The sequence below is a fragment of the Facklamia sp. P12955 genome (assembly GCF_050409565.1).
GTDB lineage: Bacteria > Bacillota > Bacilli > Lactobacillales > Aerococcaceae > Facklamia.
The window spans coordinates 61828-87011 of the sequence record NZ_JBNUPF010000004.1; the positions used below are offsets into that span (position 1 = coordinate 61828).

Sequence of the window (25184 nt, forward strand, 5' to 3'; positions counted from 1 at the left end):
TACATAGAATTTACATAAATTTCATATTTGCGGAGTATACTAGAGTTAGATTAAAGAAGGGACGTGGATAAATGGCAATAGCTTGGCAAGATAACCAAGAATATGTGGCAATTGTTAAAGATTTGATGGAGAATGAAAAAGTTCAATCTCTAGAAAAATTTGTCCATCATAAATATACCAATCGTTTAGCACATTCTATTTCAGTGTCTTATCGTTCATACCTTTGGGCTAAACGTTTTAAGCTCGATGCGATCGCTACAGCCAGAGCAGCCCTTCTGCACGATTTGTTTTTCTACGATTCTTGCTCAAAGGATTGCGTAGGCGGAAAAGGCCATAATTATGAGCATCCACGTATCGCTTTAAAGAATGCATTAGAAATCACTGATTTATCAGACAAAGAAAAAGATATAATTTTAAAACATATGTGTGGCGCTACTTTAGATATCCCACGCTATGGCGAGTCATTAATTGTGACTTTAATGGATAAGCAATCAGCTGTATGCGAATTAGTAGAAGGTTTAAAAAGGTGGCTAAAAGCCTCTCTATATAAGAAAGAGCAGACCATTGGATTTAGCGAATAGTGAGGGTGAAATGACTTTTCACTAAAGAGCAAGATTGACGAAAAACTATTTACAGGCTATACTTGATAAAGATAACTAAAGACTATGATTAGGACCTAATTGAAAGGTACATAAACAGGGAAATTTGTCACCGACTGAGAGCAGATGATGTCACTTTTCAATTATTTTCATCCTAGGAGTCGATCCTTAAATAGTTTGAAACTAGAAAAAGATACCTTCATTGGGGTTAACAATGATTTGAGTGCTTGAAATTTTTCAAGAATAAGGGTGGTACCACGGTAGCGCGTCCCTTTTAGGGACGGGCTATTTTTGTTGGATGGAATATTAAAGTGCTAATTGCTAGGAGGATTATGATGAATGATAAATTACAAGTCATTAAAGAACAAGTCGATGGTTTAGTTGCAAAGGCAATTGAAGAAATCAAGCAAGCGGAATCAAGTAAAATGATTCAGGATATTCGCGTGAAATATACCGGTAAAAAAGGTGAATTGACGCAAATTTCAAAACAAATGAAAGATTTAGAAAAAGATGAAAAGCCGATTTTAGGTCAGCTAATTAATCAATTCCATCAATCGTTTAATGACCATATTGAGAAAAAACAAGAGCAAGTAAAGCAGAAAGAATTAGCTGCTCAACTGGCTAGTGAAACAATCGATATTAGCTTGCCTGGAAGACGGCAGAACTTTGGTAGTCGCCACTTATTAACTCAAACGCGTGAAGAATTAGAAGATCTTTTCTTAGGGATGGGTTATCAAATTATTGAAGGACCAGAAGTAGAGTTAGACTCTTATAACTTTGAAAAAATGAATTTGCCTAAAAATCATCCTGCTCGGGATATGCAAGATACCTTTTATATCTCTGAAGAAGTTTTATTAAGAACACACACTTCGCCTGTGCAAGCTCGGACAATGGAAAAGCATGACTTTGAAAAAGATGGCCCTTTAAAGATGGTTTCACCCGGGAAGGTTTTTAGAAGAGATAATGATGATGCGACTCATTCTCATCAGTTTCATCAAATGGAAGGCTTAGTAGTTGCTGAAAAGATTACTATGGCAGATCTGAAAGGAACGCTCTTACAATTTGCTAAAGCCTTCTTTGGCGAAGAACGTGAGATTCGATTAAGACCTTCCTTCTTCTCATTCACAGAGCCTTCTGTTGAAGTGGATGTGTCCTGTTTCAAATGCGGAGGGCAAGGTTGTGGTATTTGTAAAGGTACCGGATGGATTGAAGTCTTAGGAGCAGGACTCGTTCATCCAAATGTACTAGAAATGTCAGGCATTGATTCAAATAAATATAGCGGCTTTGCATTTGGTGTGGGAATTGACCGTGTAGCCATGTTAAAGCATAACGTTGATGACATCCGTCATTTTTACCAAAATGATTTACGCTTCTTGACACAATTCAAAGGAGGTCAAAACTAATGTATGTTTCATATAATTGGTTAAATGAATTATTAGATTTAAATAAAATGCCTGCCGAGGAATTAGCAGAGAAAATGTCTCGAACGGGTATTGAAATTGAAGGAGTCGAAAATCTGGCCGATTCTATTCAAGGTCCTCTAGTAGTTGGATTAGTTGAAGAATTAGAGGACCATCCTGATTCCGATCATTTAAAAATTGCTCAAGTCAATGTAGCAGATTACGGCAAAAAGCAAATCGTATGTGGTGCGTCTAATGTTAAGCAAGGTGCTAAAGTAATCACTGCTTTAGAAGGCTGTATTTTACCTGGAGATTTTAGAATCAAAGAGTCAAAACTTAGAGGTCAAGTTTCTCAAGGAATGCTATGTTCATTACAAGAGTTGGGATTTGCTGATAAGGTGGTACCGAAGGAATTTGTGGATGGCATATATCTTTTAGCAGAGGATGCTCCAATCGGTCAAAATATCGTTGAATACATGGAGCTTGATGATCCGATTTTAGAATTATCCATTACACCTAATCGTGCAGATGCTTTATCGATGCGTGGAGTAGCTCACGAGGTGGGAGCGATTGTTTCTCAGACTCCACATTTTGAAGCTTTAAAAATCAGTGAAAGTCAATTAGTTTCAATTGATGAATTACAAAATTTAGAATTGGATATGACAGAACATGATTTAAGTAGTCACTATCAGTTAAGAGTGTTGAAAAGCATTCAAGTAAAGCCAAGCCCGATTCAAATGCAAAGCCGTTTGATGAAAGCTAATATTCGTCCTATTAATAACCTAGTGGATGTGACCAATTACTATTTGATGCTATATGGTCAACCTATGCATGCTTTTGATTTGGATCAATTACCAGGCAAAAAGATTGGTGTGCGCTATGCCAAAGAAAATGAAAAGCTTACGACTTTAGACGAAATCGAAAGAAATCTAACAGAAAAAGATATAGTGATTACTTCTGACGATCAACCAATTGCTCTAGCAGGTGTCATGGGTGGGCTAGATAGCCATGTAACCGAAAAGACGCAAAATGTCTTATTAGAAACAGCTGTTTTTAACCCTCAGGCCATTCGTTCAACTTCTCGACGTCTTGGCTTAAGATCAGAATCATCTGCCCGCTTTGAAAAAGGAATTAATCCAGCAACTCTTTCAGAAGCAGGGGACCAAGCTGCTATTTTGATGGCGCAATTAACACAGGGTAAAATCGAAAAGGGAGTCTTAGAAGTAAAAGCCGATGATGTGCATGATCAAGTGGTAGAACTGCCTATGCAAATGATTGAAGAAAAATTAGGCATTCAAGTGAATCAATCGCAGCTTCAAGCCATTTTTGACCGCTTAGGTTTTGGAGTCGCTTTTGAAAATGACCAGATGAGAGTATCGATTCCCCCACGTCGTTGGGATATTACTATTCCAGCTGATATTTTAGAAGAAGTGGCTCGTATTTATGGCTATGATCAAATTCCTGTTACTCTACCTGCGGTTCCTAATCGTCCCGCCCAATTAGATAGCCGACAAAAATTAAAAAGAGCAACACGCTCTTTAGCTGAAGGGTTAGGCTTAAATGAAACAGTGTCTTATGTTCTAATCTCACCTGAGTTTGCAAAATTAAATGCAAATAAAGATCGCTATGTTTCATTACTTTTACCAATGTCTGAGGAAAGATCACTCTTAAGACAATCAATGTTACCGTCTTTCTTGGAGATTGCTCGCTACAATAAAGCCCGTCACAATAAGACCATAGCTTTCTATGAAATGGGCAAAGTTTTCTTAGCGACTGAAAGGAACCGTCAACCTGAAGAAAAAGAAATGCTTAGCTTCTTTGTTTCTGGTGAAAAGAGTCCATCCAATTGGGAAAGTGCAAGTCAAAATTATGATTTTTACGATCTCAAAGGTATCGTTGAACAAATTATGGACCAATTACGTTTAGGAAATCATTTATCATTTGAACGTATGGAAAATTTAGACTTTATGCATCCAGGACAAACAGCCAATATCTTATTAGACGGTCAAAAAATTGGTTTTATTGGGCAATTACATCCCCAATTATCGCAAGAGTTTGACTTAGATAAGGAGACTTTCTTTGCGGAATTAGATTTTGAGGCTTTAGTAGGATTTAACAGAGACTTATTGCTACAGACCCCTTTAGCAAAATATCCATCAACTTCTCGTGATATCGCTCTTTTAGTAGATCGATCAACCAGTCACCAAAGCTTGGTAGATTTAATCTATGAAAATGCTGGAGATAATTTGAAAAATGTCGAATTATTCGACCGATATACTGGCGAGAATATAGCAGCAGATAAACAATCTTTAGCTTATCACTTAACTTTCCAAAATCCAGATAAAACTTTAAAAGATGAAGAAGTGACAAAGGCAATGGATCAAGTGATTAAAGCTTTAGAAAAGGCAGAGAATGTAGAAATTCGTTAACATAAAAAATCACTACGCTAAAGATAGCGTAGTGATTTTTATTTGTTTTAAACGAGTTTCCACTTAGCAAAGGCAGTTAGATAACGTTCATTAATCACTGTCGTATCAGTCAGCATATCTAATGGGTGCTGATGTTTGCTTGTGAAGATAAGGATGACGGCAATAAATGGTACATAGTAGAAAATAACACGACCAAAAAATTCACGCATTAATAAAGTGGATATATTTAATTTATTCGATTGGGTATTAATCGGCACAACTCTTAAATTAAATAAAATTTTTCCGGGTGTTTGGCCATTCAGACCGAAAGTCATTAGGAAAAAGTAAAGGCAAAATACAGCTAAGTTAAAGAACATAGGTAAAACACCCCACAATAAGTCTTTATTCATTTCTCCTACAATGTTCGTTATAAGGTTAGTCAGGAGAAGAATGAATAGGTAATCTACCATATAAGCTGCTAAACGAAGCCAGAACCCAGCATAAACCTCCTTAGGAAGATAGTCGTAGCCATTTTCTCTCAGTTGTTGGTCAGCAATTTTCATTTGAATAGGATCAATGTCAGACTGCTTAGTCTCTTTGAAAGCTTCCTCTCTTGCTGCATGATTGCTGAATGGATTGAGTCCGGAATGATTTGCTTGACTAGAATTTAAAGAAGACGAGTTATTTTTTGTTATATTGTTGTCCTTAGAGTGGTCCGTTTGCTCTTCAATAATGACTGTACTATCTTGGGGAACTTCTTCAATAACTTTAGTTGAATCTTTTTTTTCTTCTTTTGAATGATTTAAAAGCGTCTTAAGTTCTTCTTTATCTAATTTAACTGATGTCATATTACTTACCACCTTCCCAGCGGTACTCAATCTGAGGAAGAACTTCTTCTTTTACACGGTTAAGAACTTGATCAAATTGTTTTGCATAATTATCTTCTGATTTCATAAATGTAGGGAAGAATGAGGCAAATTGGTCTTGAGGGGCTGCTTTTTCAAAAACTTGAGCATTTGCTAAGTCATTTTCTTCGCGAATAAGATCGATTACTTGACGATAGTATAGAATATCATCAACCAAGCCGTTTTCTTTAGCTTGCTTGGCGGTATAAATACGACCATCTGCTAGCTCACGCACCCGTTCTTCTGACATATCACGACCATCGACAACCACTTGAACGAAACGATCAAAGGCTTCAACAATATATTCTTGGAATACTTCCTCTTCTTCCTTAGTCATTTTACGTGCACTCGAGCCTAAATCCTTCATTTTTCCAGATTTAAAAACATAGGGTTCAACACCTATTTTGTCATAAAGCTCTCTCATATTGTAACCAGACATAATTACTCCAATTGAGCCAGTGATTGTTTCAGGAGTAGCATAAACTTTATCGGCTAACATGGCATAATAGAAGCCACCTGATGCGGCTACTTGCCCCATAGAAGCATAAACAGGAATCTTTCTTTCGGCAATCACTTCCTTAAATAAGTCATAAGCTTCACGGGTTTCGTATACTCCTCCACCTGGAGTATTTAATTCGAATAAAACAGCCTTAATAGATTCATCCGTTCGAATCTGTTCGATGGTATCCATAATAAGTTGCTGATCATAAGTAGGAGACGCTATTCCAATCACTCCTTCAATAGGGATAACTAGAATACGTTGATCTACAGAGCCATCTTCTCGAATTTCTTCTATATAATCTTGTCCAATGCCTAGCAAGGAGTTTAGTCTTTCATTCGCCCATTTTTCACTGTAGGTAATATCAGCGGGTTCATTATAAACTTTCGATAAGCTAGAAGCGACAATTAAAACAAGTGCAAAAGCGATTACTATCCATTTTTTTTTTGACATATAAGCCACCTTCCTTTGAGTTTAGTTTAACATTTTTAATGTCGGTTTGGAATGATAAGCTGTTTATAACTATAAAAAGCTGTTAGTTAGGTGTTTTCTATAATAAGTGTTGTTTTTCAAAAGCAATGAGTATTTCACGCGCTTGGATGGAATCCTCTGCTTCCATTAGTTGGACTCTTAATTCGTGTGCTCCTTTGAATTCTCTTAAATAGATTTTAAAAGACCTTCTTAAAGCAGGGAAAGGGTGGAGATCGTAATAATCAAAGAGATCCAAATGATAGCGAAAAAGATCAATCAATTCTTTAGCAGAATGATGACGAGGTTCTTTTTCAAAAGCAAATGGATTTTGAAAAACACCGCGGCCAATCATAATACCGTCCATCTCATAAGTATTGTATAACTCCATTCCTTGTTGCCGATCAGCAATATCTCCATTTACAGTTAAGAGGGTATGTGGGGCGTATTGGTCACGCAAATTTTTAATCTCCCCAATTAGTTCCCAATGAGCGGGCACTTTAGACATTTCTGTTTTTGTTCTTAAGTGTATGGAGAGGTTGGCAATACCTTGTTCAAATAAATGCTTCAGCCATTCTTTATATTCTTCCACTTGATGATGGCCTAAACGCGTTTTGACTGAAATAGGAAGGTTTGCTTTTTTACTGGCTTGGATTAATTGAGCAGCTAGTTGTGGTCTTAAAATTAAACCAGACCCACGACCATGTTTAAAGACGTTAGGTGCTGGACAGCCCATATTAATATCGACACCTGCGAAGCCTTCTTCTTCCATTCCATGCGCCATTTGTTCAAAGAATTCAGGCCGGTCACCCCATATATGGGCTACTATGGGTTGTTCATCTTCAGTTTTGATTAAACGACCTCGTACGGATTCTTTGCCTAGAGGATGGCAGTAGGATTCAGAATTAGTAAATTCAGTGAAGAAAACATCAGGTCTTCCAGCTTTAGCAATAACATGTCGGAAAGCAACATCGGTTACATCTTCCATAGGGGCTAAAACAAAAAAGGGTTTGGGTAAGTTTTGCCAGAAGTTTTGTGGCATAGTTTAGGACTCCTTTCGCTTATTTTTGTAAAAATAGAATCTTTAAAAGATTACCATAAATGAGGCTGGATGCAAATATAATACAGGAATCCTCTATTAATTCTTTAGGAAAAACAACTAGCCCTATCTGTATGCTATAATTTTACTGAAAATAATTTAGGAGGATAAAAATGAAAGCAAAATTTTCCAAAAAATATTCTGTAAAGAATGAACATTCAGCTGCTAAAATTGGATCAGGTGCTTTAGAAGTCTTATCGACACCTTCGATGATTGCTTATATGGAAAATGCAGCTTATGAGCTTTGTCAGAAAAATATTGAAGATACAACTTTAGAAACCACAGTAGGTATCTTTCTTGAAGTCAAACATTTAAAAGCGAGTTCGACTATGAGCGAAATTGAGATTATTATTACAAAATGTAACAGAGAAGGAAGAGTATTCACTTTAGATATGGAAGCTTATGATAAAGAACAATTAATTGGTCAAGCAACTCATCAAAGAATTGTTGTGAATATCGAGCGTTTTATGGCAAAGCTTAAGAAATAATATTTTCATTGATCGATGCCTTGAAAGTGTTTGAAAGATATTCAGTTTGCAAACCAACTATGTTAAGATGAGGGGGTTAATAAAAAGGTATAGGGAGGATCATTAATGGCAACTTTTTTTGAGATGCTGAGCATCCAATTAGTTCTAATTGTTTATGTCTTAGCAGGTGTGCTAGCCTATAGAAAAAGAATGATTACGGATCAGAATCGTCCAGCTTTAATTAAATTAATTGTTGAGATACTTGTTCCCGCACTTATTTTTAAGTCGTTTTTTAATATAACTTGGAACATTATTGAGCTAAGCTTTCAAACTTTAATCATTGCTACTATTATTTATACAACGATAACCCTTTTCGGCGGCTTCTTTTTTCGGGATTTGCCGGAAAAACAAGCTAAAATTTTACATTATGCGACCCTTTGTAACAGTGCCGGTTTTGCTGGATTACCCATCGTTACATCCTTATTTGGTGAATTAGGCGCTATTTTAGCCGCCGTTTATTTAATACCTCACCGCATTTTTACCTATACAATTGGTATTTCTTTATTAGTAAAACAAGAAAAGAGTTTTAAAGAGACGCTTCTTTCTTTTATAAAAAACCCAATGATTTTGGCAGTTATCTTTGGATTGGTGCTGGGTTTAAGCCAAATTCCTATACCAAGCTTTATCATGAATAGTTTTGATGGTTTGAGTCGCACAGTTACTCCTTTATCCATGATTACCATCGGTTCAATTATTGGTTCGGTTAAAATGGAGGCTCTTTTTGAGAAAGCGGTTATACGGTTTGTAGGTGTTAGAATGCTCCTTATACCCTTAATCGTTTTGCTGAGCTTAAAATTTCTGCAAGTAGATGAGCAAATAGCAGGTATGTGTGTGGTGATGGCGACCATGCCCGCCGGGGCTACCACGCCTATTTTAGCGGCTAAATACGATTTAGATGTCGCTTTGGCTTCTAAACTAACTTTTGTATCAATTATTTTATCCCTCTTTTTAAGTCCAGCCTTTTTGGCTTTCGTTTAATTTGAAGACAGAGGAGGAGAAATTTTCATGCCAGCCATACATAAAAAAACTAACAAAAAAAGATCTGCATAATGTACTGACCCCCTAAAGTTGGATTTCATGGTCCAACTTTAGGGGGTCAGTACATTGAGCTAGCTCTTTTTCTGCTTATGCAGTGACTGTTTCGATAATTTGATGGCCCTTAACCATAACTGGTTGACAGTTTCCTTTTTTTAATTCTTGAGCAAGTTCATGGATAGTTGAAACCTGGTTAGGAAAATATGTCGCGTAAACGCCTACTTGGCCAAAATGATGAGAATCACTTCCACCAACACATTGTAGACCGTGTTCTTTGGCTGTAATAAAGGCTTGTTGATTTTCTTCTAAAGTTGAATTGCCATTTAACACTTCAACTGCATGAAGGCCTTTAACTTTATAAATATGGTCACCAAGGCCTCGGTTATTATTACGATAGGGATGAGCGGCTGTACAAGCTCCACCTTTTTTATTCACGTAATCAATGAATTCTTGAGCTGATAGGCCCGGCTCAGGCAATTCGTCAATTCCATAGGCTAAGACATCGCCTTCAGTAGTTAGATATTCCACCCCCACAAAGATTGGAAAATCGAGACGTTGTTGAGCCTCTTCAACTAAAGTCATGAAACCAATTGAGTCGTGGTCTGTAATACAAACGGCATCAAGTCCGATTAGTTTGGCTCTTTCGACAATCTGCTCAATTTTCATAAAGCTATCGGGTGAAAATGTCTTCTCATGCATATGTAGGTCGATTAACATATTGGATAATCCTCTCTTATAAGTTTGTAACATTAAATATTGTTCAACATCCCTATTTTACGTAAGCTTACCTCGCTATTCAAATTGAAAAACAATCTTAAAAAATTATTTATAGTCTTTATTAATACATTTGTATCAATGATTTAGCAAGTTTAGCTTTAAATTTATTAGAAAAAATAATAAATAATGACAGAACAATTTAATAAATAAAATGATTTTATTAAAAGATAATAAGAAAGAAAAATTTTAATGGAAAAACGTTTACAAAACTGGTAGGATAGCATTAAATGCTTCGGAGGCGCTTTTATGAAATTGTTAAAAGACACAAGAATAAGAATAGCTTTAATCTCAATCTTAATTTTCTTGTTTGCCTATCAAAATGTGGATCGATACTTGCAGCAGATGGACGAACAGAGACAAAATAATTTAGAAACGGTTACTTTAATTGCTAGGGCTTATGGTTATGACGGAGAAGAGGAATCAGATCCTGTACTAGAGTTTATTGATAAGCAACCGTCAAAAAATTTCACCTATGATCAAGAAGCTAAAATTGATTTGGCTCATTATTTTCATGGGGTCTCCAAAGAACAAATTATTTTGAAACGTGGTGGGATTCTTATATCAATGTTAATAATTCCATATCTACTTTTTGAGTTTATAATAAGTAAATCGGGCTTTTTATTCTAATAGCTGTTTAAAAATATGAAAGAGTAGCAATAAGGAGGAGAAAAATGAAATATTTTTCAAATTTTAAGATTCGAGCTTTATTCTTTTTTATAATAATCAGTACACTTGCGTATTTACTAGTAAAACCGATATATGATTCTTATATTATTTATAAGGAGAACGATTATTCAACCGTGTCTGTGCTGTCTAAAATACATGGTTATGAGGGTGAAGATGATATTGATTCAAAATTAGATTATATGGAACAATTGCCAGAGAATAAATTAAATAATATAGAGAAAGGGATAGTTAGTCGAGCGCGTTATTATAGAACGGATCCTGAAGTGAAAATTGTACTTAAAAAGGGAGCTATTATTGTAATAAGCTTATTCACTTTTTATTTAGTCGTCGAATACGCTTTAACGCGAACTTATTCAATTTAAAAATTGAAAACCACTAAATGAGTATCGAGAACTAAATCTACCTCTATTTTTAATAGAGGTCGTTTTAATTTGTCTAGTGAAAGTATATGAGAACTTTCTTAGGGACTTTTCATTCAAATTTAAGAGATATTTGATTAAATAATAGTATACTTATAAGTGAGCGCGTTTTAGTATTTTTAATACGTAATCTTATTTTTAAAAGCATTCGAGAAAACGCTTACAAACACTCTGCGTTTCAGTCTCAAATAAAGATGTGTTTAAGGAGATAAAGATGATAAAATACGAAATTCCAGGTAATGGAGTGATCAAAATATCTAATGTGATTATTGATTTTAACGGCACCATCGCTGAAGACGGGAAATTAATTGAAGGAGTGGAAGAACTTCTTTCGAGTCTTTCAGAAAATGTTAAAATTTTTATCGCCACTGCTGATACCTATGGAACTGTTAAACAACAGTGTCAAAAACTTCCAGTTGAACTGGCTACCTTTCCTTCGAGTAAAGCAGCTATCTCCAAGAAACTACTGCTTGAAGAATTAGATTCTAAAAGCTGTGCCTGTATAGGCAATGGCTATAACGATGGAGAAATGATGAGTGTAGCTGCTTTATCAATAGCTGTTATAGGAAATGAAGGGCTATCCACTGTTAGTATTCGTAATGCCGATATTATTGCACCTAATATTCATTCAGCGCTTAACATCTTGCTTAAGCCTGAGCGTATTAAAGCTACTTTACGTCATTAAGTTAAAGGAGTTAGAAAATGGATAAAAAACATTGGAGATATGCCTTTGAAAAGACATTGCCAATTGGTATCGTTTATCTCATGCTAGCCTTAGGTTTTGGTATTATGATGCAGGCTAAAGGCTTTGGTTGGATTTGGGCATTATGCTTGAGCTTTTTTGTCTACTCAGGGTCTATCCAGTTTTTAGCACCAGTCATTCTTTCTTCATCCACTGGCTTATTTGCTACAGTTATTTTAACCTTTATGGTTAATTTTCGCTTATTATTTTATGGTATTAGTCAGTTGGAAAGATACAAAAAGATAAAAGGTTGGCGCAAACTCTATTTAATTCATGGCCTTACGGATGAAACTTTTTCTTTGGTATGTACAGACCACTTACCTGAAGGAATTGAACGTGAGAAGTATTCCCTTTATGTCACAGTACTCAATCATATGTATTGGACTCTTGGTAGTGTAGCGGGTAGTTTAGTAGGAAATCTCTTACCTTTTTCAACGGAGGGCATTGATTTTGCTCTAACAGCATTGTTTTTTGTCGTCGTTCTCAATCAGTGGGAAGCTACCAATAATCACAAGCCTGCTCTTTTAGGGATGACTGTTGGGTTTATATTTTTCATAATATTTGGACCAGATAATTTTATGCTGCCGTCAATGCTTGTTGTCATTGCTTTTCTACTAATTGAAAATAGACTTAAAGGAGGCCAACCAGATTATGTCTAACCTTCATTCTATCATGTTGATTGTCGTTATGGTCATTGTGACAATCACTATTAGAGCTACTCCCTTTATTATTTTCAAAAGGAAAACTCCTATTTGGATTATTTATTTGGGGCAAGTTTTTCCTTATGCCATTATGACAATCTTATTGATTTATTCATTTAAAGATATTGCCTATACTTCTCAGCGAACGATAGCGGCTATAATATCTTGCTTTTTGGTATTCGTTTTACATAAATGGCGACATTCTACTGTCTTTTCCATTTTGGGAGGAACAGTTTTGTATATGGTATTGGTTCAAACTATTTTTCAATAAATTTTCATTATGCTTAAAAAGCCAGAGCAAATGCCTCTGGCTTTTTAATATATTTTAAAAACCGATCGAAGCAATCTAACACCTTACCGGCAAAGGCCATACCTGGATCACCATCCATAAGAATAGCAATATTGTCTAAATCCGATAATTGCTCGTAATTTCCTCCTGCTTTTATGTATTGATCAACATGAACAGCAATACATGGCTCACAGCGTTGATTAATAGCAACAGCAAGAATAATTAACTCTTTAGTAACTGCATCTGGAGCCGAGGGCTTTGCTAAGATGGCAGCAAGCTGATTATAATGTTGAAGGTATTCAGGATTAAGTTCTGTTAAAAATTGTGTATTGGCACCCACTTCTTCTAAACCTTTACGATAATCAGTCCTATAAAGATTCCTTCTGCAAAGTTATTCTCTATTAGTATAGCTTTTTTATATGAAAGTATGTTCAAAAAAATTATATATATAAATTTTTCATAAATGACGGTTATTTATTTAATAATCTAATTTAATATTTAAAATTTTATCGAGTATACTAAGTTTATAAATAAACAAAAAGGAGATTAATCACATGTCAAAAGCTTATGATATCGTTCTACGTGGTACTGGTATGGGTGAAGGTGAAAAACCTCTAACAGAAAATTTGATGAAAGGTTTTTTAAATACGCTAGCTAACACTGATAAAGCGCCAAAGCATATCCTTTTATATGGTGAAGCTGTTAAGTTAGCTTGCAAGGGCTCAGACTCAATTGAAGATTTGAAAGCAATGGAAGATAAAGGAACCAAAGTTCTTTCATGCGGTATTTGCACTGAGTACTATGAAGTAGAAAAGTATATTATGGTTGGTCAAATTACAACAATGCGTGAAGTTGTTGATATTTTAACTGAAAGTGAATTAGTAATTGAACCTTAAAAAAGAATGTGAGGTAAAATAATGGAAACGACCTTTAAGCCGTTTACAACGACATTAATTGGATCGATGCCACGGTCGCCTCAATTACTCGCTGCCAAGGAAGCTTGTCAACATTTTGGTGAGTGTGATAAATACAATCAGCTGGTTCATGACGAAACTAAAGAGGTCATGGACCTCTTTAAGCGTGCGGGCATTGATGTAGTTGTAAGTGGAGAAATTTCAAGAGATAATTTTATGTCTTATGTTGCTGAAAAAGTTGAAGGTATCGAACTTTTTTCTACAGAGGAAATTAATGACTTGCTTGGAAATAATGAGGATTATGTGCAATCCTTAGAAGAGATGGATGCTTCAGATAACTCAATGAATAGTCCAGTCTGTGTCGGTAAGCTCGATTTGGAAGCCGATTTATGTACTAAAGAGCAGGAGTTAATTAAAAGCTTAACTAATAAACCTTATAAAATCACTCTTCCTAGTCCATACCTTTTAACCCGATCAATGTGGGTAGAAGGAGTAAGTGATCAAGCTTATGCGAGTAGACGTCAATTGGGTAAAGATGTTGTTGAATTATTGAAAAACACCATTCATCGTTTATATGATAATGGGGCGCGCGTCATCCAAATTGATGAACCGATTCTTTCAGAGGTAGTTTTTCAAAGAGCCCAAGGGGATACCTCCTTCTACTGAGGAACCTTATCTGCAAAGGTCAAGGTTGACCAAGAATTAATGTTTGCTCAGTCTCTTATTCAACCTGTTCTAGATGAAATAAATAGTTTGGAAGGTTGCTTATCAGCTGTCCATGTTTGTCGAGGAAATTGGACAAAAGATGAGAGTGTATTATTAGAGGGAGCGTACGATAAATTAGGTAGCTTCTTTAATAAATTAACTGTCGATATGTTGGCTCTTGAGTTTTCAACCCCAAGAGCTGGTGAAATATCCAAGTTATTTTATAATAACTTTTTAGATGAGAAAATTATACTAGGCTTAGGTGTCATTAATCCGCGATCAGATGAGGTTGAATCAGTTGAAAAAATTATGGCTCTAGCTGAAGAAGCGTTAGAGTTCTTGCCACCAGAGAGAATTTGGCTGAATCCGGATTGTGGCTTTGCAACATTTGCCAATCGTCCGTTAAATCCTGAAGAAATAATCGAAGCCAAATTAACAAATATGTCTAAAGCCGCTCAACAATTACGTCAGAATCACTGTCAATAATTCTTTTTGCAACTAGCATAGGCTAGTTGCTTTTTTGTCTAGCTTTATAAATAAAATTTATATGAAATATTGAAACAAAGGTAAAGTTTTTCTATAATGTAAACATTAATCAGGAAACGCTTACTTAAAGCAACTTTAAAATTTTGTTCGTTAACTAATATATTTTTAAGGGGGGAGTCTATGAATTACACTATAACCTTTAATCCAGCCCTCGATTATTTTATAGAGACCAGGGACTTCAAGGAAGGAGCATTAAATCGTATAGATTCAGAAACCTATCTTATTGGAGGTAAGGGTTTAAATGTCTCACTATTATTGTCAGAGTTTGGAATAGCTTCTTGCGCCTTGGGATTTATGGGTGGGTTCACTGGGAATTATTTAACCAATTTATTAAAAAAACATTCGATTGCACATGATTTTATTGAAGTGAATGGTCAAACACGTATCAATGTGAAGCTGAAAAGTAAGAAAGAAACAGAACTAAATGCCAAAGGTCCTAAAATATTGAGACCTCAATATGAGGCGTTCTTTAGTCAATTAAAGCAAAAATTAAAAAAAGGTGATACCGTATTTTTATCAGGGAATTTAGCTCCAGGTATGGAAGCGAAAGATTACGAAAGGATAGGCGAACTGTGCCAAAAAACCCAGGTCAATTTCATATTAGATTCAAACCGGGAATTAGTAACATCATGCTTAACCTATCGTCCCTTTTTAATTAAACCCAATCAACAAGAATTGGCTGATATTTTCAATTCAGTTATTCACACGGACAAGGATGTCATAAAATATGCCAAACGTTTACAGCAACAAGGTGCTCAAAATGTATTAGTATCCCTAGGGGCTGACGGAGCTATATTGTTAACTAGCGATAGTAAAATTTATCGATCCAAGTCAGCTCCAGGAAAATTGGTTAATTCTGTGGGAGCAGGCGATTCGATGTTAGCAGGCTTTATGGCTGAATACCAATCTTCAAAGTCGTTTAAGAATGCCTTAAAGGTGGGAACGGCTGCTGGTGCGGCAACAGCTTTTTCTTTAGGTATAGCTGAGCGAAAGTTAATGGACTCTTTAGTGGATAAAATCAAAATACAAGAACTTTAGGAGGAAAAGTTATGCAGCTGTCAGAATTATTAAATATTGAAGTGATGGATCTTGATCTAATTGTTCGTAATAAATCAGAGGCTTTAAAGAGTCTTGTTAATAATTTCGATCAAGTCGGAGGAGTAACGGATCCAAAAGAATTATTTCAATCGCTACAAGCAAGAGAGCAACTCTCAACCACTGGAGTTGGTAACGGTGTGGCCATGCCGCATGCTCAATCATCAACGGTAAAAACGCCAATTATTATTTTTGCGCGTTCTCAAGCAGGCATTAATTGGCAAGCTTTAGATGAAAAAGATGTTCACTTAATTTTTATGATTTTAATGCCAAAAAACTCATCAAATGAGCATCTGAAGGCAATTGCTTCCTTGTCAAAAAAATTGATGGAAGAAGGAATGATTGATCAACTGATGTCTGTTAAGAATGCTCATGAAGTGGTTGATTTATTTTCTGAAGAAGCAGATTTAAAAGAAACAGCTCAAGCTAAAAGTGAAAAAAATATAATTTCTGAATCATCAGATACTTATATTTTAGCAGTTACCGCTTGTCCAACAGGGATAGCACACACCTTTATGGCTGAAGAAAAGTTAAAAGAAGCAGCTAAAAAAGCTGGGATCAGTATTAAAGTGGAAACAAACGGGCAAGCCGGTATCGGTAACAAACTTAATCAAGGGGATATTAAAAAGGCCGATGCAATTATCGTAGCAGCAGATAAACAGGTTGAAATGAATCGATTTGATGGCAAGCCGGTTATCATTACTAAAGTTTCAGATGGAATTAAAAAGGCCGATGAATTAATAAATAGGGCCGTTCGTCTCGACGCTCCTATCTTTCACGCTAAGGGAGAAAAGGTAAATGAGATAGAAGATTCTGGTGAGAAAGAATCAATCGGTCGTCAATTCTACAAACATTTAATGAATGGCGTTTCTCATATGCTTCCATTCGTTGTGGCCGGTGGGATTTTGATTGCACTTTCTTTCTTCTGGGGTATAAATTCTGCTGACCCAAGCAGTTCAGACTATAATGTATTTGCTCAAATACTAAAAACAATTGGTGGAATGTCTTTTGCCATGATGCTACCAATTTTATCTGGATTTATCGGTCAATCAATTGCAGATCGTCCAGGACTAATAGTTGGAATAATGGGTGGGATTTTTGCTAATCCTGGTGTTTTAGCTGCTTATGCACCACAAGGCATTTTTGAAAATCTAGTACCCTCCGGTTTTCTTGGCGCTCTGATAGCGGGTTTCTTAGCAGGCGCTATTATAAGAGGACTGCAAATTGCCTTCAAGTGGATGCCTAAAACCCTTGAGGGTATGAAGGCAATCTTCATATTCCCAGTTCTGGGTATTCTAATGATAGGTCTGCTAATGCTATTTGTAGTGAATGGTCCGATGGGTGCGGTGATGACGGGATTAATGAATGCGATTGAATCAATTCCAAGAGAATGGGGCATTGTATTAGGATTTGCAGTAGCAGCTATGATGTCTATTGATATGGGAGGCCCCATTAATAAGGCTGCTTATGTTACAGGAACAGCTCTAGTCACTCAAGCTCAAGGGGCGGGTTCAGATGTTATGGCGGCAGTAATGGTTGGTGGAATGGTTCCGCCTATGGCTATTGCCTTAGCCGCTACGATTAAACCAAAAGTGTGGTCAAAACAAGAAAGATCTTCGGCCTATGTGAATTATGCCATGGGAGCTAGCTTTATTACCGAGGGAGCAATACCTTTTGCAGCGGCTGACCCTTTACGCGTTATTCCTTGTCTAGCCTTAGGTGCAGGTTTAGCCGGTGCACTTTCAATGGCTTTTGAATGTGTTAGCTTAGTTCCTCATGGAGGTGTTTTTGCGATAGCAGCAGGTGGGGTAAGCAACCCAATCATGTATATTCTATCTTGGTTAATAGGTAGTATAGTATCAGCCTTTTTACTAAACTACACCCGTCAATTAAAGAAGGGGTAATAACCCAATAGGTATATTATTAACTAAATTTTGATAAATTATATAATTATAGTTATTAGTTTATTGCTTTGTGAGAATATATAGATAGTAAAGTTTGATTAATCGCTAACCATCGCTAATCTTAGTTGAGATTATTAGAAGATGCAGCGCTTTTCAAATCAAATTCTAATCAAACTAATATGGAAATTGTTTGGAAGATTGTTTAATATTAAGGACAGGAGTGAGAAAACGATAACATTTTCTACACCCTCTTAGGAATGATTAGAAAGAATCAACCGTTCTAGTTTTGCTCTTTCTATTTCATACTAAAACAAAGTAAACTGACTTACAATCGCTGCAAGACTTAAACTTTAAAATCAAATGGCTTGACAGCGTTTTCACTAATTGGTAAAATGTAAGCAATTACAGTTTTTGAAAGTGAGGGAAGTATACTCAGAAAAACTTTATTGTTTGTCGCTTTGTACATTTTTAAGGAGGAAAATTAATGAAGAAATCGTTAAGAAAAGTAGTTGTTTCTTTTGTAACTGCTTTGACGCTCGGTTCCGCAGTAGTTCCGATGTTAGCTTCAGCGCAATCAGATGTAGTTGGGGACTTGGTTCCAGAATATAAAACGACTTATCTAACTGACCCTACTACTTTAGACTATACATTCTCAATGCGTGATATTAACACGAACCACGGAACAAACTTTATTGAAAGTTTATATGAAAATGATCGATATGGAAACTACATTCCTGCAGCTGCTGAATCCCATGAAGTTTCTGAGGATGGTTTAGTCTATACTTATAAAATCCGTCCAGGAGTTATGTGGGTAGATAACAACGGTAACGAAGTGGCTGAAACAACTGCTCATGACTTCGTAACTGGTTTAAAACACGCTGTAGAGGTTCAGTCAGAAATGTTACCAATTGTTCAATACTCAATCAAAGGCTTGAATGATTATATCAACGGTAAGATTACTGACTTTGAAGAAGTCGGAGTTAAAGCGGTTGATGATTATACCCTTGAATATACACTTGAAAGACCAGAGCCATATTTCAACTCAAAAACAACATATGGTATTTTATATCCAATCAATCAAGAATTTTTAGATTCTGTTGGAGAAGATTTTGGTTCATTAGACCCTGCTTCAATTCTTTATAACGGACCATTCGTTTTAGCTAACTTAACTGCAAAATCCCAAATCGAATATGTTAAGAATGAATCTTATTGGGATTTAGAAAACGTATTTATTGATTCAGTACAGTATACCTATAATGATAACTCCGACCCAGAAGTGTTCTATCGACTCTATAAGGATGGGGCAACATCAGCATTTGGTGTAAATCCTACGCTTCCAATTTATGAAGATGTACAAAAAGAATTTGGTGAGTATATCACTCAAGCTCAACGTCCAGGTTCATCATTCTTACTACAATTTAACTTAAACCGTATTAAGCATGAAGCGACCGGCAAAGAAAATGACAAGCAACATGAAGATACACATGCGGCTGTTTTAAATAAAGCTTTCCGTCAAGCTATCATGTTTGGTTTTGATAAGCATACCTATATGACTCAAGATTTTGGTGAAGAGTTTGCTGATACAGATATCCGTAACACATTAGTTGCTCCGAACTTTGCTATGGTAAATGGCGAGTCATTTGGTGAAGCTGTTGAACGCCACTTAGAAGAAATGAACCCTGAATTATATGAAGGTATTAATTTAGAAGATGGTCAGGATGCTTTCTATAACCCTGAAAAAGCTGCTAAACTTATTGAACAAGCTAAATCAGAATTAGAAGGTGTAGAGTGGCCTATTCAATTAGATTTACCAGTTCTTGAATCTATTCCAAGATCAGTGAACTTAGCTAAATCTATGAAAGCTTCTATTGAAGATTCCTTAGGTGCTGAAAATGTTATAATTAACCCTGTGTTACTCAATCAAGATACATATCTTGCTTCAACATTTAATGCTACTGTTGCTGCAGAAGTAGATTATGATATTACTAATGAATCTGGATGGATTCCTGACTACTTAGACCCATCTACTTTCTTAGATATCTATTTACCAACAAACGGTACATTCTTAGTGCCAATTGGATTTGATCCACTCCTTAAAGAAGGACAAGAAGATCCATATGCAGAAGCACGTGAAGCTTCAGGGTTGTTCGAATATGCCGAATTAGTCAATGCGGCAGCAGCAATTACTGATGATTTAGATGCTCGTTATGATGCGTATGCAAAAGCGCAAGCTTGGTTAACTGATGCAGCGATTGCCTTGCCAATCCGTGCCGGAGGATCTCAGTTACGTGTTACTAACATAGTTCCATTCTCAGTACCATATGCATTTGCCGGTACTGGATCTCAACGTTTCAAATTCATGAAAGTTCAATCTGAACCAGTATCTAAAGAACAATGGCAGGCAGCTTATGATGATTGGTCAGCAAACAAACTTGATGCATCCAGTCTTTCAAGCAGCTCTACTAAAGAAGAAAGTGACGAGTCAGCTTCTGAATCTGCAGAAGGCGAAGAGGCTGTAGAAGGTGAAGAATCTGAAGAAGAGATGATGGATGAATCAGCTGAAGAAACTGAAGAAGAAATGATGGACGAATCAGCTGAAGAAACTGAAGAAGCGGCTGAATAGTCAAAAGAAAATGTAATCTTAGATGAAAAAGGCTGAGAAATTAGCCTTTTTCATTTATTATAGGAGGATTCAAATGAAAAAATATATATTCAAACGAATTCTTCGGTCACTTTTTTCGATCTTTATGGTTACTACCTTAGTGTATTTAGCCATTTTTTCATTGGTGCCGAGAAATTCAATCTTCAAGGATGACCCTGCGATTAGTAAATTAAAATCACAACCTGACCAACTTCTAGAATATCAAAATAGTGCTTTTGACCGAATGGGCTACCTTCATTATTTAAATCAAAGAGACTTTCAAGAGGAAGTTCAGAAAGATTATCCTGAATTTACCAATGTTGAAAGTCCAGAGAATCAAGCAATTATAGAAAAGTGGAGTAAAGATAATAAAGAGTGGGAAATAGGGCAACTTCCAATTAGTGGAGGTTACTTTGCCACTGATGACATCTCTATTGGTGCCAGAGTTTTTAATTTTTATAAAAACCTAATTCAAGTCGATCATCCTTGGCGAGTTAAAGATCCAGAAAATCCAGATCTAAAACGTGGATATCAAATTACCCATGATAAGACAGTCGGTTGGGCACTAACTGGCTCAGGAACTAAATACTATTATCAAATTTATTTCAATAAAAAATTCCCATTCATTCATCAAAATATTTTCAAATTAAATTTAGGAGTTTCATACCCAACATTTGCTGGTAAGCCAGTTATAGATGTGATTACAAATAAACAAGGACGTCCTGTAACGGAAGAAATTATTATGCCAGATGGGAAATCTTTTAAATCAGCTATTAACCCCTATACACGTTATTATAAACCAACATCTGAACTCTCATTAACTGAGAAGAGAATGTTTGAAGGGTCAAATTATGCGGGCGCAGAATCTAATAATGAAGATCCGTCTATGATGATGATTTCCTTTAGGAACGGTGTAACGGCAATATTTTTAATGTATTTGATTGGAATACCAATGGCTATGTTGATGGCTCGATATAAAGGACAATGGGTTGATAAATTAGGAACAGCCTTTATCACACTTTTAATCTCAGTACCTTCAGTTGCTTTCATTTTCTTTGGTCGTTTTGTGGGGAATAAGTTCTTTGGTTTACCAGACCTATTTCCAATCTTAGGACCAGAGAATATCAAATCCTATATAATGCCAATTGTCGTTTTAGCTTTGTTGTCACTTTCTGGTACTGTAATGTGGATTCGACGTTATATGGTTGATCAACAATCATCTGACTATGTAAAATTTGCTAGATCTAAAGGTTTGAGCGAATCAGAAATCTCGCGTAAGCATATCTTTAAAAATGCGATAATCCCAATTGTTAATGGAATCCCAGGAGCAATAATCTTTTCGATTGCTGGAGCCACAATTACTGAGCAAGTATTCGCTATTCCTGGAATGGGTAAAATGCTGCCAGATGCAATTCTTTCTCACAATAACCCAATTGCTGTTGGCTTAATTTTCATATTCTCAGTATTAGGGGTCTTATCAATCTTATTAGGTGATATCGCCATGACTCTTGTGGATCCTCGTATCCGCCTAGAAGTGAAGGAGGATAAATAATGGAAGTACAACCAAAAATTAATGATGCTTCGTTTCGTTTTGTAGAAACCAATGATGTTGAAGCAGAAAAAATTGATTCGCCAAAATACTCTTATTGGCAATCGGTTTGGAGAACTTTTGGGAGAAATAAAGTAGCTATCTTCTTTCTTATTTTGATGTTGGTCATTATTTTGATGTCATTTATTCAACCAATGTTCTCTGGATATGACCCGATGAATGCAGAAAAAATAAATGATTTATCTGCACGCTATATTGAACCAAATAGTGAACATTGGTTTGGGACAGATGCAAACGGACAATCGCTTTTTGATGCTACTTGGTCTGGAGCGAAAACGTCTATTTCAATTACTGTTTTAGCAACTCTAATTACCACTGTTATCGGTGTAATTGTAGGTGCTTTCTGGGGAATGTCGCAAAAGATTGACGTTTTCATGCTTGAAGTCTACAATATATTCGGTAATATTCCTACATTATTAATCATTATGGTATTAGCTTATTCTTTAGGTAATGGATTTTGGAATTTACTTTTTGCAATGACCCTCACTTCATGGATTTTTACGGCATACTTTATTCGTGTACAAGTAATGATTATGCGAGATCGGGAATATAACCTAGCGTCTAGGACTTTAGGGACTCCAGCTAATCGTATGATATTTAAGAATATCTTACCTTACTTGACATCCATTATAACTACAGATGTTTCCAGAATATTGCCTGGTTTTATAGCGACAGAAACTTTCCTATCCTTTATTGGGGTTGGATTGTCTGCCGACATTGTTTCGTTAGGTGGTTTAATTCAAAAATATTCCACAAATATCGCTTCTCAGCCCTACTTGTTCTGGATACCTGTGTCTGTTCTTGCCTTGATTTCAGTTTCTCTTTACATTGTGGGTCAAGCATTAGCTGATGCAACTGATCCTAAGAATCATATATAGGAGGACATTGAAATGACAGAGAAGAAAAAGATATTAGAAATTAGAGATCTGGTTGTTAAATTTGCAGTGCGTGATGCGCAGTTAACAGCTATTCGTGGAATTGATTTAGATCTTTATGAGGGAGAAGTTTTGGCGTTAGTAGGGGAATCTGGGTCAGGTAAATCTGTTCTCACGAAAACTTTTACAGGAATGCTTGAAAAAAATGGTAGTATTCCAGAAGGGAAAATAATATATAAAGGTGAAGAGCTACAAAACTTTAATTCCCCAAAACAATGGTTAAAATATCGTGGTAAAGAAATGGCAACAATTTTCCAAGATCCAATGACATCCTTAAACCCAGTCTTAACTATCGGAACACAAATAACCGAAGTGATCACCAAACATCGTGGGGCTTCACAGTCCGAAGCTAAACAAATTGCTATCGACTTGATGGAACGGGTTGGTATTCGTAATGCTGAAAAACGCTTTGACGATTATCCATTTGAATATTCAGGTGGAATGCGTCAACGTATTGTCATTGCAATTGCATTGGCATGTCGTCCTAAAGTATTGATTTGTGATGAACCAACGACTGCTTTAGATGTTACTATTCAAGCTCAAATTCTAAGATTACTAAAAGATTTACAAAAAGAATATGAATTTACAACTATCTTCATTACTCATGACTTGGGTGTAGTGGCTCAAATTGCTGACCGTGTTGCAGTAATGTATGCGGGACAAGTCATTGAAACAGGAACAGTAGAAGATATCTTCTATGACCCAAGACATCCTTACACATGGGCACTTTTATCATCATTACCACAATTATCAAATCCGGAAGAAGATCTATTCTCAATTGCAGGTACACCACCTTCTCTTTATACAAAAATTGAAGGAGATGCTTTTGCTCCACGTAGTCCTTATGCAATGCAAATTGACTATGAAGCTGAACCACCTATGTTTAAAGTTTCAGACACTCACTACGCTAAAACATGGTTACTAGATCCTCGAGCACCGGAAGCTGAAAAACCATCTGTTATTCATAACCTTCATGAAAAATTGAAGAAAGTTCATGGTGCAGATGCAGCTCTTAGAGAGGAGTTAGCAAATGGAGAAAAATAGAGAAAAATTAGTTGAAGTAAACGACCTTGAAATCACTTTTGGTGAAGGCAAAGACAAGTTCGTTGCTGTTAAAGATGCCACTTTCCATGTATTTAAAGGAGAAACCTTATCATTAGTAGGTGAGTCTGGATCTGGTAAAACAACTATTGGTCGTGCAATTAATGGTATTAATAAAACTTCAGGAGGAGAAATTCTCTTTAAAGGTAAAAGAATTAATACTAAATTATCTGAAAAAGACCGCAAGGAATTAATTGGTGACATTCAAATGGTCTTTCAAGATCCCTCTGCCTCTTTGAATGACCGTGCAACAGTAGAGTATATTATCTCAGAAGGCCTTTATAACTTTAATTTATTTAAAGATGAAGAAGATCGCTTGCAAAAAGTTGAGAATATGCTTAAAGAAGTTGGACTTTTATCTGAGCATATGTATCGTTATCCTCATGAGTTCTCAGGTGGACAACGTCAACGTATTGGGATTGCTCGAGCTCTTATTATGGAACCAGAACTTGTTATTGCAGATGAGCCGATCTCATCTTTAGATGTTTCTGTTCGGGCGCAAGTTCTTAACTTACTCCGTAAATTCCAACGTGAGAATGGCTTAACTTATATTTTTATTGCTCATGACTTATCAGTCGTACGTTATATTTCTGATAGAATAGCAGTAATTCGTAATGGTCGTATTCTTGAAGTTGCGGAAACTGAAGAATTATTCCGTAATCCAATTCATCCTTATACACAAGCTTTACTTTCTGCTGTACCTATTCCAGACCCAGAGCTTGCTCGTAAAGTTAAATTGAAAGTTTATGATCCTGAAATGCATGATTATTCAACTGATATACCAAAAGTACGTGAAGTACTCCCAGAACACTACATTTATTGTAATGAAGCTGAATTGGCTAAATATCAGGAAATGTATCATTAAGAGTTTAAGTCGAGGTTTTAATCTCGGCTTTTCTTTTATTATAAGTTAGTGTAAAATTAATATATCATTTAGAAATGAGGTAGAAAAATGTTACCACAAACAGGCGAAATGGCTACTTGGTTTTTGATTGTGATCGCAGCGATTGCTTTAATCGGTGGTATTGCAATGGTATACAAAGGCAATAAAAATAAGCGTTAAGCTTATTTTCAGACATCCTGCATCCCTTAGGTAGTTTAGGGGTGTATTTTTAAGCAGATTTCTGTCAACCGTAAATGAAAATGTCCTGAAATTTTAAAAATTTGCGGGATAAAACT

Annotated in this window: 25 protein-coding genes; 20 read left to right on the forward strand and 5 right to left on the reverse strand. The window is 36.0% G+C overall.

Annotated features, from left to right (window positions below):
* The first annotated feature begins 71 nt into the window (after positions 1 to 71).
* From ACQV2G_RS01870 to pheT, 3 genes are all read left to right on the forward strand, one after another.
* On the forward strand, positions 72 to 581 hold the full coding sequence (locus tag ACQV2G_RS01870; protein WP_428874344.1) for a phosphohydrolase: 510 nt from the start codon (positions 72 to 74) through the stop codon (positions 579 to 581).
* A 353-nt stretch (positions 582 to 934) separates the two neighbouring features.
* Complete coding sequence (gene pheS, locus ACQV2G_RS01875) at positions 935 to 2002, forward strand: phenylalanine--tRNA ligase subunit alpha (RefSeq protein WP_428875415.1); 1068 nt, start codon at positions 935 to 937, stop codon at positions 2000 to 2002.
* Positions 2002 to 4428: a phenylalanine--tRNA ligase subunit beta gene (gene pheT, locus ACQV2G_RS01880; RefSeq protein WP_428875982.1), complete on the forward strand. Its 2427-nt coding sequence runs from the start codon at positions 2002 to 2004 to the stop codon at positions 4426 to 4428. Before pheS ends, pheT begins: the two co-directional genes overlap by 1 nt.
* A 47-nt stretch (positions 4429 to 4475) precedes the next feature.
* Here the strand turns inward: pheT and ACQV2G_RS01885 are convergent, their stop codons facing one another.
* The 3 genes from ACQV2G_RS01885 to ACQV2G_RS01895 all read right to left on the reverse strand — a co-directional run bounded on the left by ACQV2G_RS01885 (position 4476) and on the right by ACQV2G_RS01895 (position 7321).
* Positions 4476 to 5255: an RDD family protein gene (locus ACQV2G_RS01885; protein ID WP_428874523.1), complete on the reverse strand. Its 780-nt coding sequence runs from the start codon at positions 5253 to 5255 to the stop codon at positions 4476 to 4478.
* A gap of 1 nt (position 5256) precedes the next feature.
* Positions 5257 to 6264 carry a signal peptide peptidase SppA gene (sppA, locus tag ACQV2G_RS01890; RefSeq protein WP_428875983.1) on the reverse strand — a complete coding sequence of 336 codons (1008 nt, stop codon included), beginning with the start codon at positions 6262 to 6264 and terminating at the stop codon, positions 5257 to 5259.
* A gap of 97 nt (positions 6265 to 6361) precedes the next feature.
* A complete protein-coding gene (locus ACQV2G_RS01895; protein WP_428874525.1) occupies positions 6362 to 7321 on the reverse strand; it encodes a tRNA dihydrouridine synthase in 960 nt (319 codons plus the stop codon).
* 170 nt (positions 7322 to 7491) lie between these two features.
* Between ACQV2G_RS01895 and ACQV2G_RS01900 the strand changes: the two genes are divergently transcribed.
* A complete protein-coding gene (locus tag ACQV2G_RS01900) occupies positions 7492 to 7866 on the forward strand; it encodes a thioesterase family protein (protein ID WP_428874526.1) in 375 nt (124 codons plus the stop codon).
* 105 nt (positions 7867 to 7971) lie between these two features.
* Entirely contained in the window at positions 7972 to 8883 is a 912-nt protein-coding gene (locus ACQV2G_RS01905) for an AEC family transporter (RefSeq protein ID WP_428874527.1), read from the forward strand.
* Between the two features lie 147 nt (positions 8884 to 9030).
* On the opposite strand, the gene ACQV2G_RS01910 is transcribed toward ACQV2G_RS01905, so the two are convergent.
* A complete protein-coding gene (locus tag ACQV2G_RS01910; protein WP_428875984.1) occupies positions 9031 to 9690 on the reverse strand; it encodes a PHP domain-containing protein in 660 nt (219 codons plus the stop codon).
* Positions 9691 to 9963: 273 nt separating this feature from the next.
* Between ACQV2G_RS01910 and ACQV2G_RS01915 the strand changes: the two genes are divergently transcribed.
* From ACQV2G_RS01915 to ACQV2G_RS01935, 5 genes are all read left to right on the forward strand, one after another.
* Positions 9964 to 10344: a hypothetical protein gene (locus ACQV2G_RS01915; RefSeq protein WP_428874529.1), complete on the forward strand. Its 381-nt coding sequence runs from the start codon at positions 9964 to 9966 to the stop codon at positions 10342 to 10344.
* 44 nt (positions 10345 to 10388) lie between these two features.
* A complete protein-coding gene (locus ACQV2G_RS01920; RefSeq protein WP_428874952.1) occupies positions 10389 to 10766 on the forward strand; it encodes a hypothetical protein in 378 nt (125 codons plus the stop codon).
* Positions 10767 to 11037: 271 nt separating this feature from the next.
* Complete coding sequence (locus ACQV2G_RS01925; protein WP_428874531.1) at positions 11038 to 11508, forward strand: HAD family hydrolase; 471 nt, start codon at positions 11038 to 11040, stop codon at positions 11506 to 11508.
* Between the two features lie 17 nt (positions 11509 to 11525).
* Positions 11526 to 12224, forward strand: coding sequence for an AzlC family ABC transporter permease (locus ACQV2G_RS01930; protein WP_428874532.1), 699 nt, complete (start codon positions 11526 to 11528; stop codon positions 12222 to 12224).
* The gene (locus ACQV2G_RS01935; RefSeq protein WP_428874533.1) at positions 12217 to 12537 is read left to right on the forward strand and encodes a branched-chain amino acid transporter permease; all 321 of its coding nucleotides are present in this window, start codon (positions 12217 to 12219) and stop codon (positions 12535 to 12537) included. Before ACQV2G_RS01930 ends, ACQV2G_RS01935 begins: the two co-directional genes overlap by 8 nt.
* A 13-nt stretch (positions 12538 to 12550) precedes the next feature.
* Here the strand turns inward: ACQV2G_RS01935 and ACQV2G_RS01940 are convergent, their stop codons facing one another.
* Positions 12551 to 12895: a carboxymuconolactone decarboxylase family protein gene (locus ACQV2G_RS01940; protein ID WP_428875985.1), complete on the reverse strand. Its 345-nt coding sequence runs from the start codon at positions 12893 to 12895 to the stop codon at positions 12551 to 12553.
* A 214-nt stretch (positions 12896 to 13109) separates the two neighbouring features.
* Between ACQV2G_RS01940 and yedF the strand changes: the two genes are divergently transcribed.
* The 10 genes from yedF to ACQV2G_RS01990 all read left to right on the forward strand — a co-directional run bounded on the left by yedF (position 13110) and on the right by ACQV2G_RS01990 (position 25068).
* On the forward strand, positions 13110 to 13451 hold the full coding sequence (gene yedF, locus ACQV2G_RS01945) for a sulfurtransferase-like selenium metabolism protein YedF (RefSeq protein ID WP_428874535.1): 342 nt from the start codon (positions 13110 to 13112) through the stop codon (positions 13449 to 13451).
* 21 nt (positions 13452 to 13472) lie between these two features.
* Positions 13473 to 14660, forward strand: coding sequence for a cobalamin-independent methionine synthase II family protein (locus ACQV2G_RS01950; protein ID WP_428875986.1), 1188 nt, complete (start codon positions 13473 to 13475; stop codon positions 14658 to 14660).
* A gap of 180 nt (positions 14661 to 14840) precedes the next feature.
* Positions 14841 to 15758: a 1-phosphofructokinase gene (gene pfkB, locus ACQV2G_RS01955; protein WP_428874444.1), complete on the forward strand. Its 918-nt coding sequence runs from the start codon at positions 14841 to 14843 to the stop codon at positions 15756 to 15758.
* An 11-nt stretch (positions 15759 to 15769) separates the two neighbouring features.
* Positions 15770 to 17719 (forward strand): PTS fructose transporter subunit IIABC, encoded by a 1950-nt coding sequence (locus ACQV2G_RS01960; RefSeq protein WP_428875987.1) that lies wholly within the window; start codon positions 15770 to 15772, stop codon positions 17717 to 17719.
* A gap of 484 nt (positions 17720 to 18203) precedes the next feature.
* Positions 18204 to 20342, forward strand: a complete 2139-nt coding sequence (locus tag ACQV2G_RS01965; RefSeq protein ID WP_428874442.1) for a peptide ABC transporter substrate-binding protein — start codon at positions 18204 to 18206, stop codon at positions 20340 to 20342.
* 73 nt (positions 20343 to 20415) lie between these two features.
* A complete protein-coding gene (locus ACQV2G_RS01970; RefSeq protein ID WP_428874441.1) occupies positions 20416 to 21912 on the forward strand; it encodes an ABC transporter permease in 1497 nt (498 codons plus the stop codon).
* Positions 21912 to 22847 (forward strand): oligopeptide ABC transporter permease OppC, encoded by a 936-nt coding sequence (oppC, locus tag ACQV2G_RS01975; RefSeq protein WP_428875988.1) that lies wholly within the window; start codon positions 21912 to 21914, stop codon positions 22845 to 22847. The genes ACQV2G_RS01970 and oppC overlap by 1 nt, the downstream gene beginning before the upstream one ends.
* A gap of 12 nt (positions 22848 to 22859) precedes the next feature.
* Entirely contained in the window at positions 22860 to 23948 is a 1089-nt protein-coding gene (locus ACQV2G_RS01980; RefSeq protein ID WP_428874439.1) for an ABC transporter ATP-binding protein, read from the forward strand.
* The gene (locus tag ACQV2G_RS01985; RefSeq protein ID WP_428874438.1) at positions 23935 to 24870 is read left to right on the forward strand and encodes an ATP-binding cassette domain-containing protein; all 936 of its coding nucleotides are present in this window, start codon (positions 23935 to 23937) and stop codon (positions 24868 to 24870) included. The genes ACQV2G_RS01980 and ACQV2G_RS01985 overlap by 14 nt, the downstream gene beginning before the upstream one ends.
* 87 nt (positions 24871 to 24957) lie before the next feature.
* Positions 24958 to 25068 carry an LPXTG cell wall anchor domain-containing protein gene (locus ACQV2G_RS01990; protein ID WP_428874437.1) on the forward strand — a complete coding sequence of 37 codons (111 nt, stop codon included), beginning with the start codon at positions 24958 to 24960 and terminating at the stop codon, positions 25066 to 25068.
* The last annotated feature ends 116 nt before the right edge of the window (positions 25069 to 25184 follow it).

What these genes read in the sequence shown, in the direction of transcription:
- ACQV2G_RS01960 (WP_428875987.1), top strand. Translation starts at nt 15,770, where the DNA reads ATGCAGCTGTCAGAATTATTAAATATTGAAGTGATGGATCTTGATCTA.
- ACQV2G_RS01935 (WP_428874533.1), top strand. Translation starts at nt 12,217, where the DNA reads ATGTCTAACCTTCATTCTATCATGTTGATTGTCGTTATGGTCATTGTG.
- ACQV2G_RS01985 (WP_428874438.1), top strand. Translation starts at nt 23,935, where the DNA reads ATGGAGAAAAATAGAGAAAAATTAGTTGAAGTAAACGACCTTGAAATC.
- ACQV2G_RS01920 (WP_428874952.1), top strand. Translation starts at nt 10,389, where the DNA reads ATGAAATATTTTTCAAATTTTAAGATTCGAGCTTTATTCTTTTTTATA.
- oppC (WP_428875988.1), top strand. Translation starts at nt 21,912, where the DNA reads ATGGAAGTACAACCAAAAATTAATGATGCTTCGTTTCGTTTTGTAGAA.
- ACQV2G_RS01925 (WP_428874531.1), top strand. Translation starts at nt 11,038, where the DNA reads ATGATAAAATACGAAATTCCAGGTAATGGAGTGATCAAAATATCTAAT.
- ACQV2G_RS01990 (WP_428874437.1), top strand. Translation starts at nt 24,958, where the DNA reads ATGTTACCACAAACAGGCGAAATGGCTACTTGGTTTTTGATTGTGATC.
- ACQV2G_RS01930 (WP_428874532.1), top strand. Translation starts at nt 11,526, where the DNA reads ATGGATAAAAAACATTGGAGATATGCCTTTGAAAAGACATTGCCAATT.
- ACQV2G_RS01905 (WP_428874527.1), top strand. Translation starts at nt 7,972, where the DNA reads ATGGCAACTTTTTTTGAGATGCTGAGCATCCAATTAGTTCTAATTGTT.
- ACQV2G_RS01965 (WP_428874442.1), top strand. Translation starts at nt 18,204, where the DNA reads ATGAAGAAATCGTTAAGAAAAGTAGTTGTTTCTTTTGTAACTGCTTTG.
- sppA (WP_428875983.1), bottom strand. Translation starts at nt 6,264, where the DNA reads ATGTCAAAAAAAAAATGGATAGTAATCGCTTTTGCACTTGTTTTAATT.
- ACQV2G_RS01870 (WP_428874344.1), top strand. Translation starts at nt 72, where the DNA reads ATGGCAATAGCTTGGCAAGATAACCAAGAATATGTGGCAATTGTTAAA.
- pheT (WP_428875982.1), top strand. Translation starts at nt 2,002, where the DNA reads ATGTATGTTTCATATAATTGGTTAAATGAATTATTAGATTTAAATAAA.
- ACQV2G_RS01885 (WP_428874523.1), bottom strand. Translation starts at nt 5,255, where the DNA reads ATGACATCAGTTAAATTAGATAAAGAAGAACTTAAGACGCTTTTAAAT.
- ACQV2G_RS01895 (WP_428874525.1), bottom strand. Translation starts at nt 7,321, where the DNA reads ATGCCACAAAACTTCTGGCAAAACTTACCCAAACCCTTTTTTGTTTTA.
- ACQV2G_RS01915 (WP_428874529.1), top strand. Translation starts at nt 9,964, where the DNA reads ATGAAATTGTTAAAAGACACAAGAATAAGAATAGCTTTAATCTCAATC.
- ACQV2G_RS01900 (WP_428874526.1), top strand. Translation starts at nt 7,492, where the DNA reads ATGAAAGCAAAATTTTCCAAAAAATATTCTGTAAAGAATGAACATTCA.
- ACQV2G_RS01970 (WP_428874441.1), top strand. Translation starts at nt 20,416, where the DNA reads ATGAAAAAATATATATTCAAACGAATTCTTCGGTCACTTTTTTCGATC.
- pfkB (WP_428874444.1), top strand. Translation starts at nt 14,841, where the DNA reads ATGAATTACACTATAACCTTTAATCCAGCCCTCGATTATTTTATAGAG.
- pheS (WP_428875415.1), top strand. Translation starts at nt 935, where the DNA reads ATGAATGATAAATTACAAGTCATTAAAGAACAAGTCGATGGTTTAGTT.
- yedF (WP_428874535.1), top strand. Translation starts at nt 13,110, where the DNA reads ATGTCAAAAGCTTATGATATCGTTCTACGTGGTACTGGTATGGGTGAA.
- ACQV2G_RS01980 (WP_428874439.1), top strand. Translation starts at nt 22,860, where the DNA reads ATGACAGAGAAGAAAAAGATATTAGAAATTAGAGATCTGGTTGTTAAA.
- ACQV2G_RS01910 (WP_428875984.1), bottom strand. Translation starts at nt 9,690, where the DNA reads ATGTTACAAACTTATAAGAGAGGATTATCCAATATGTTAATCGACCTA.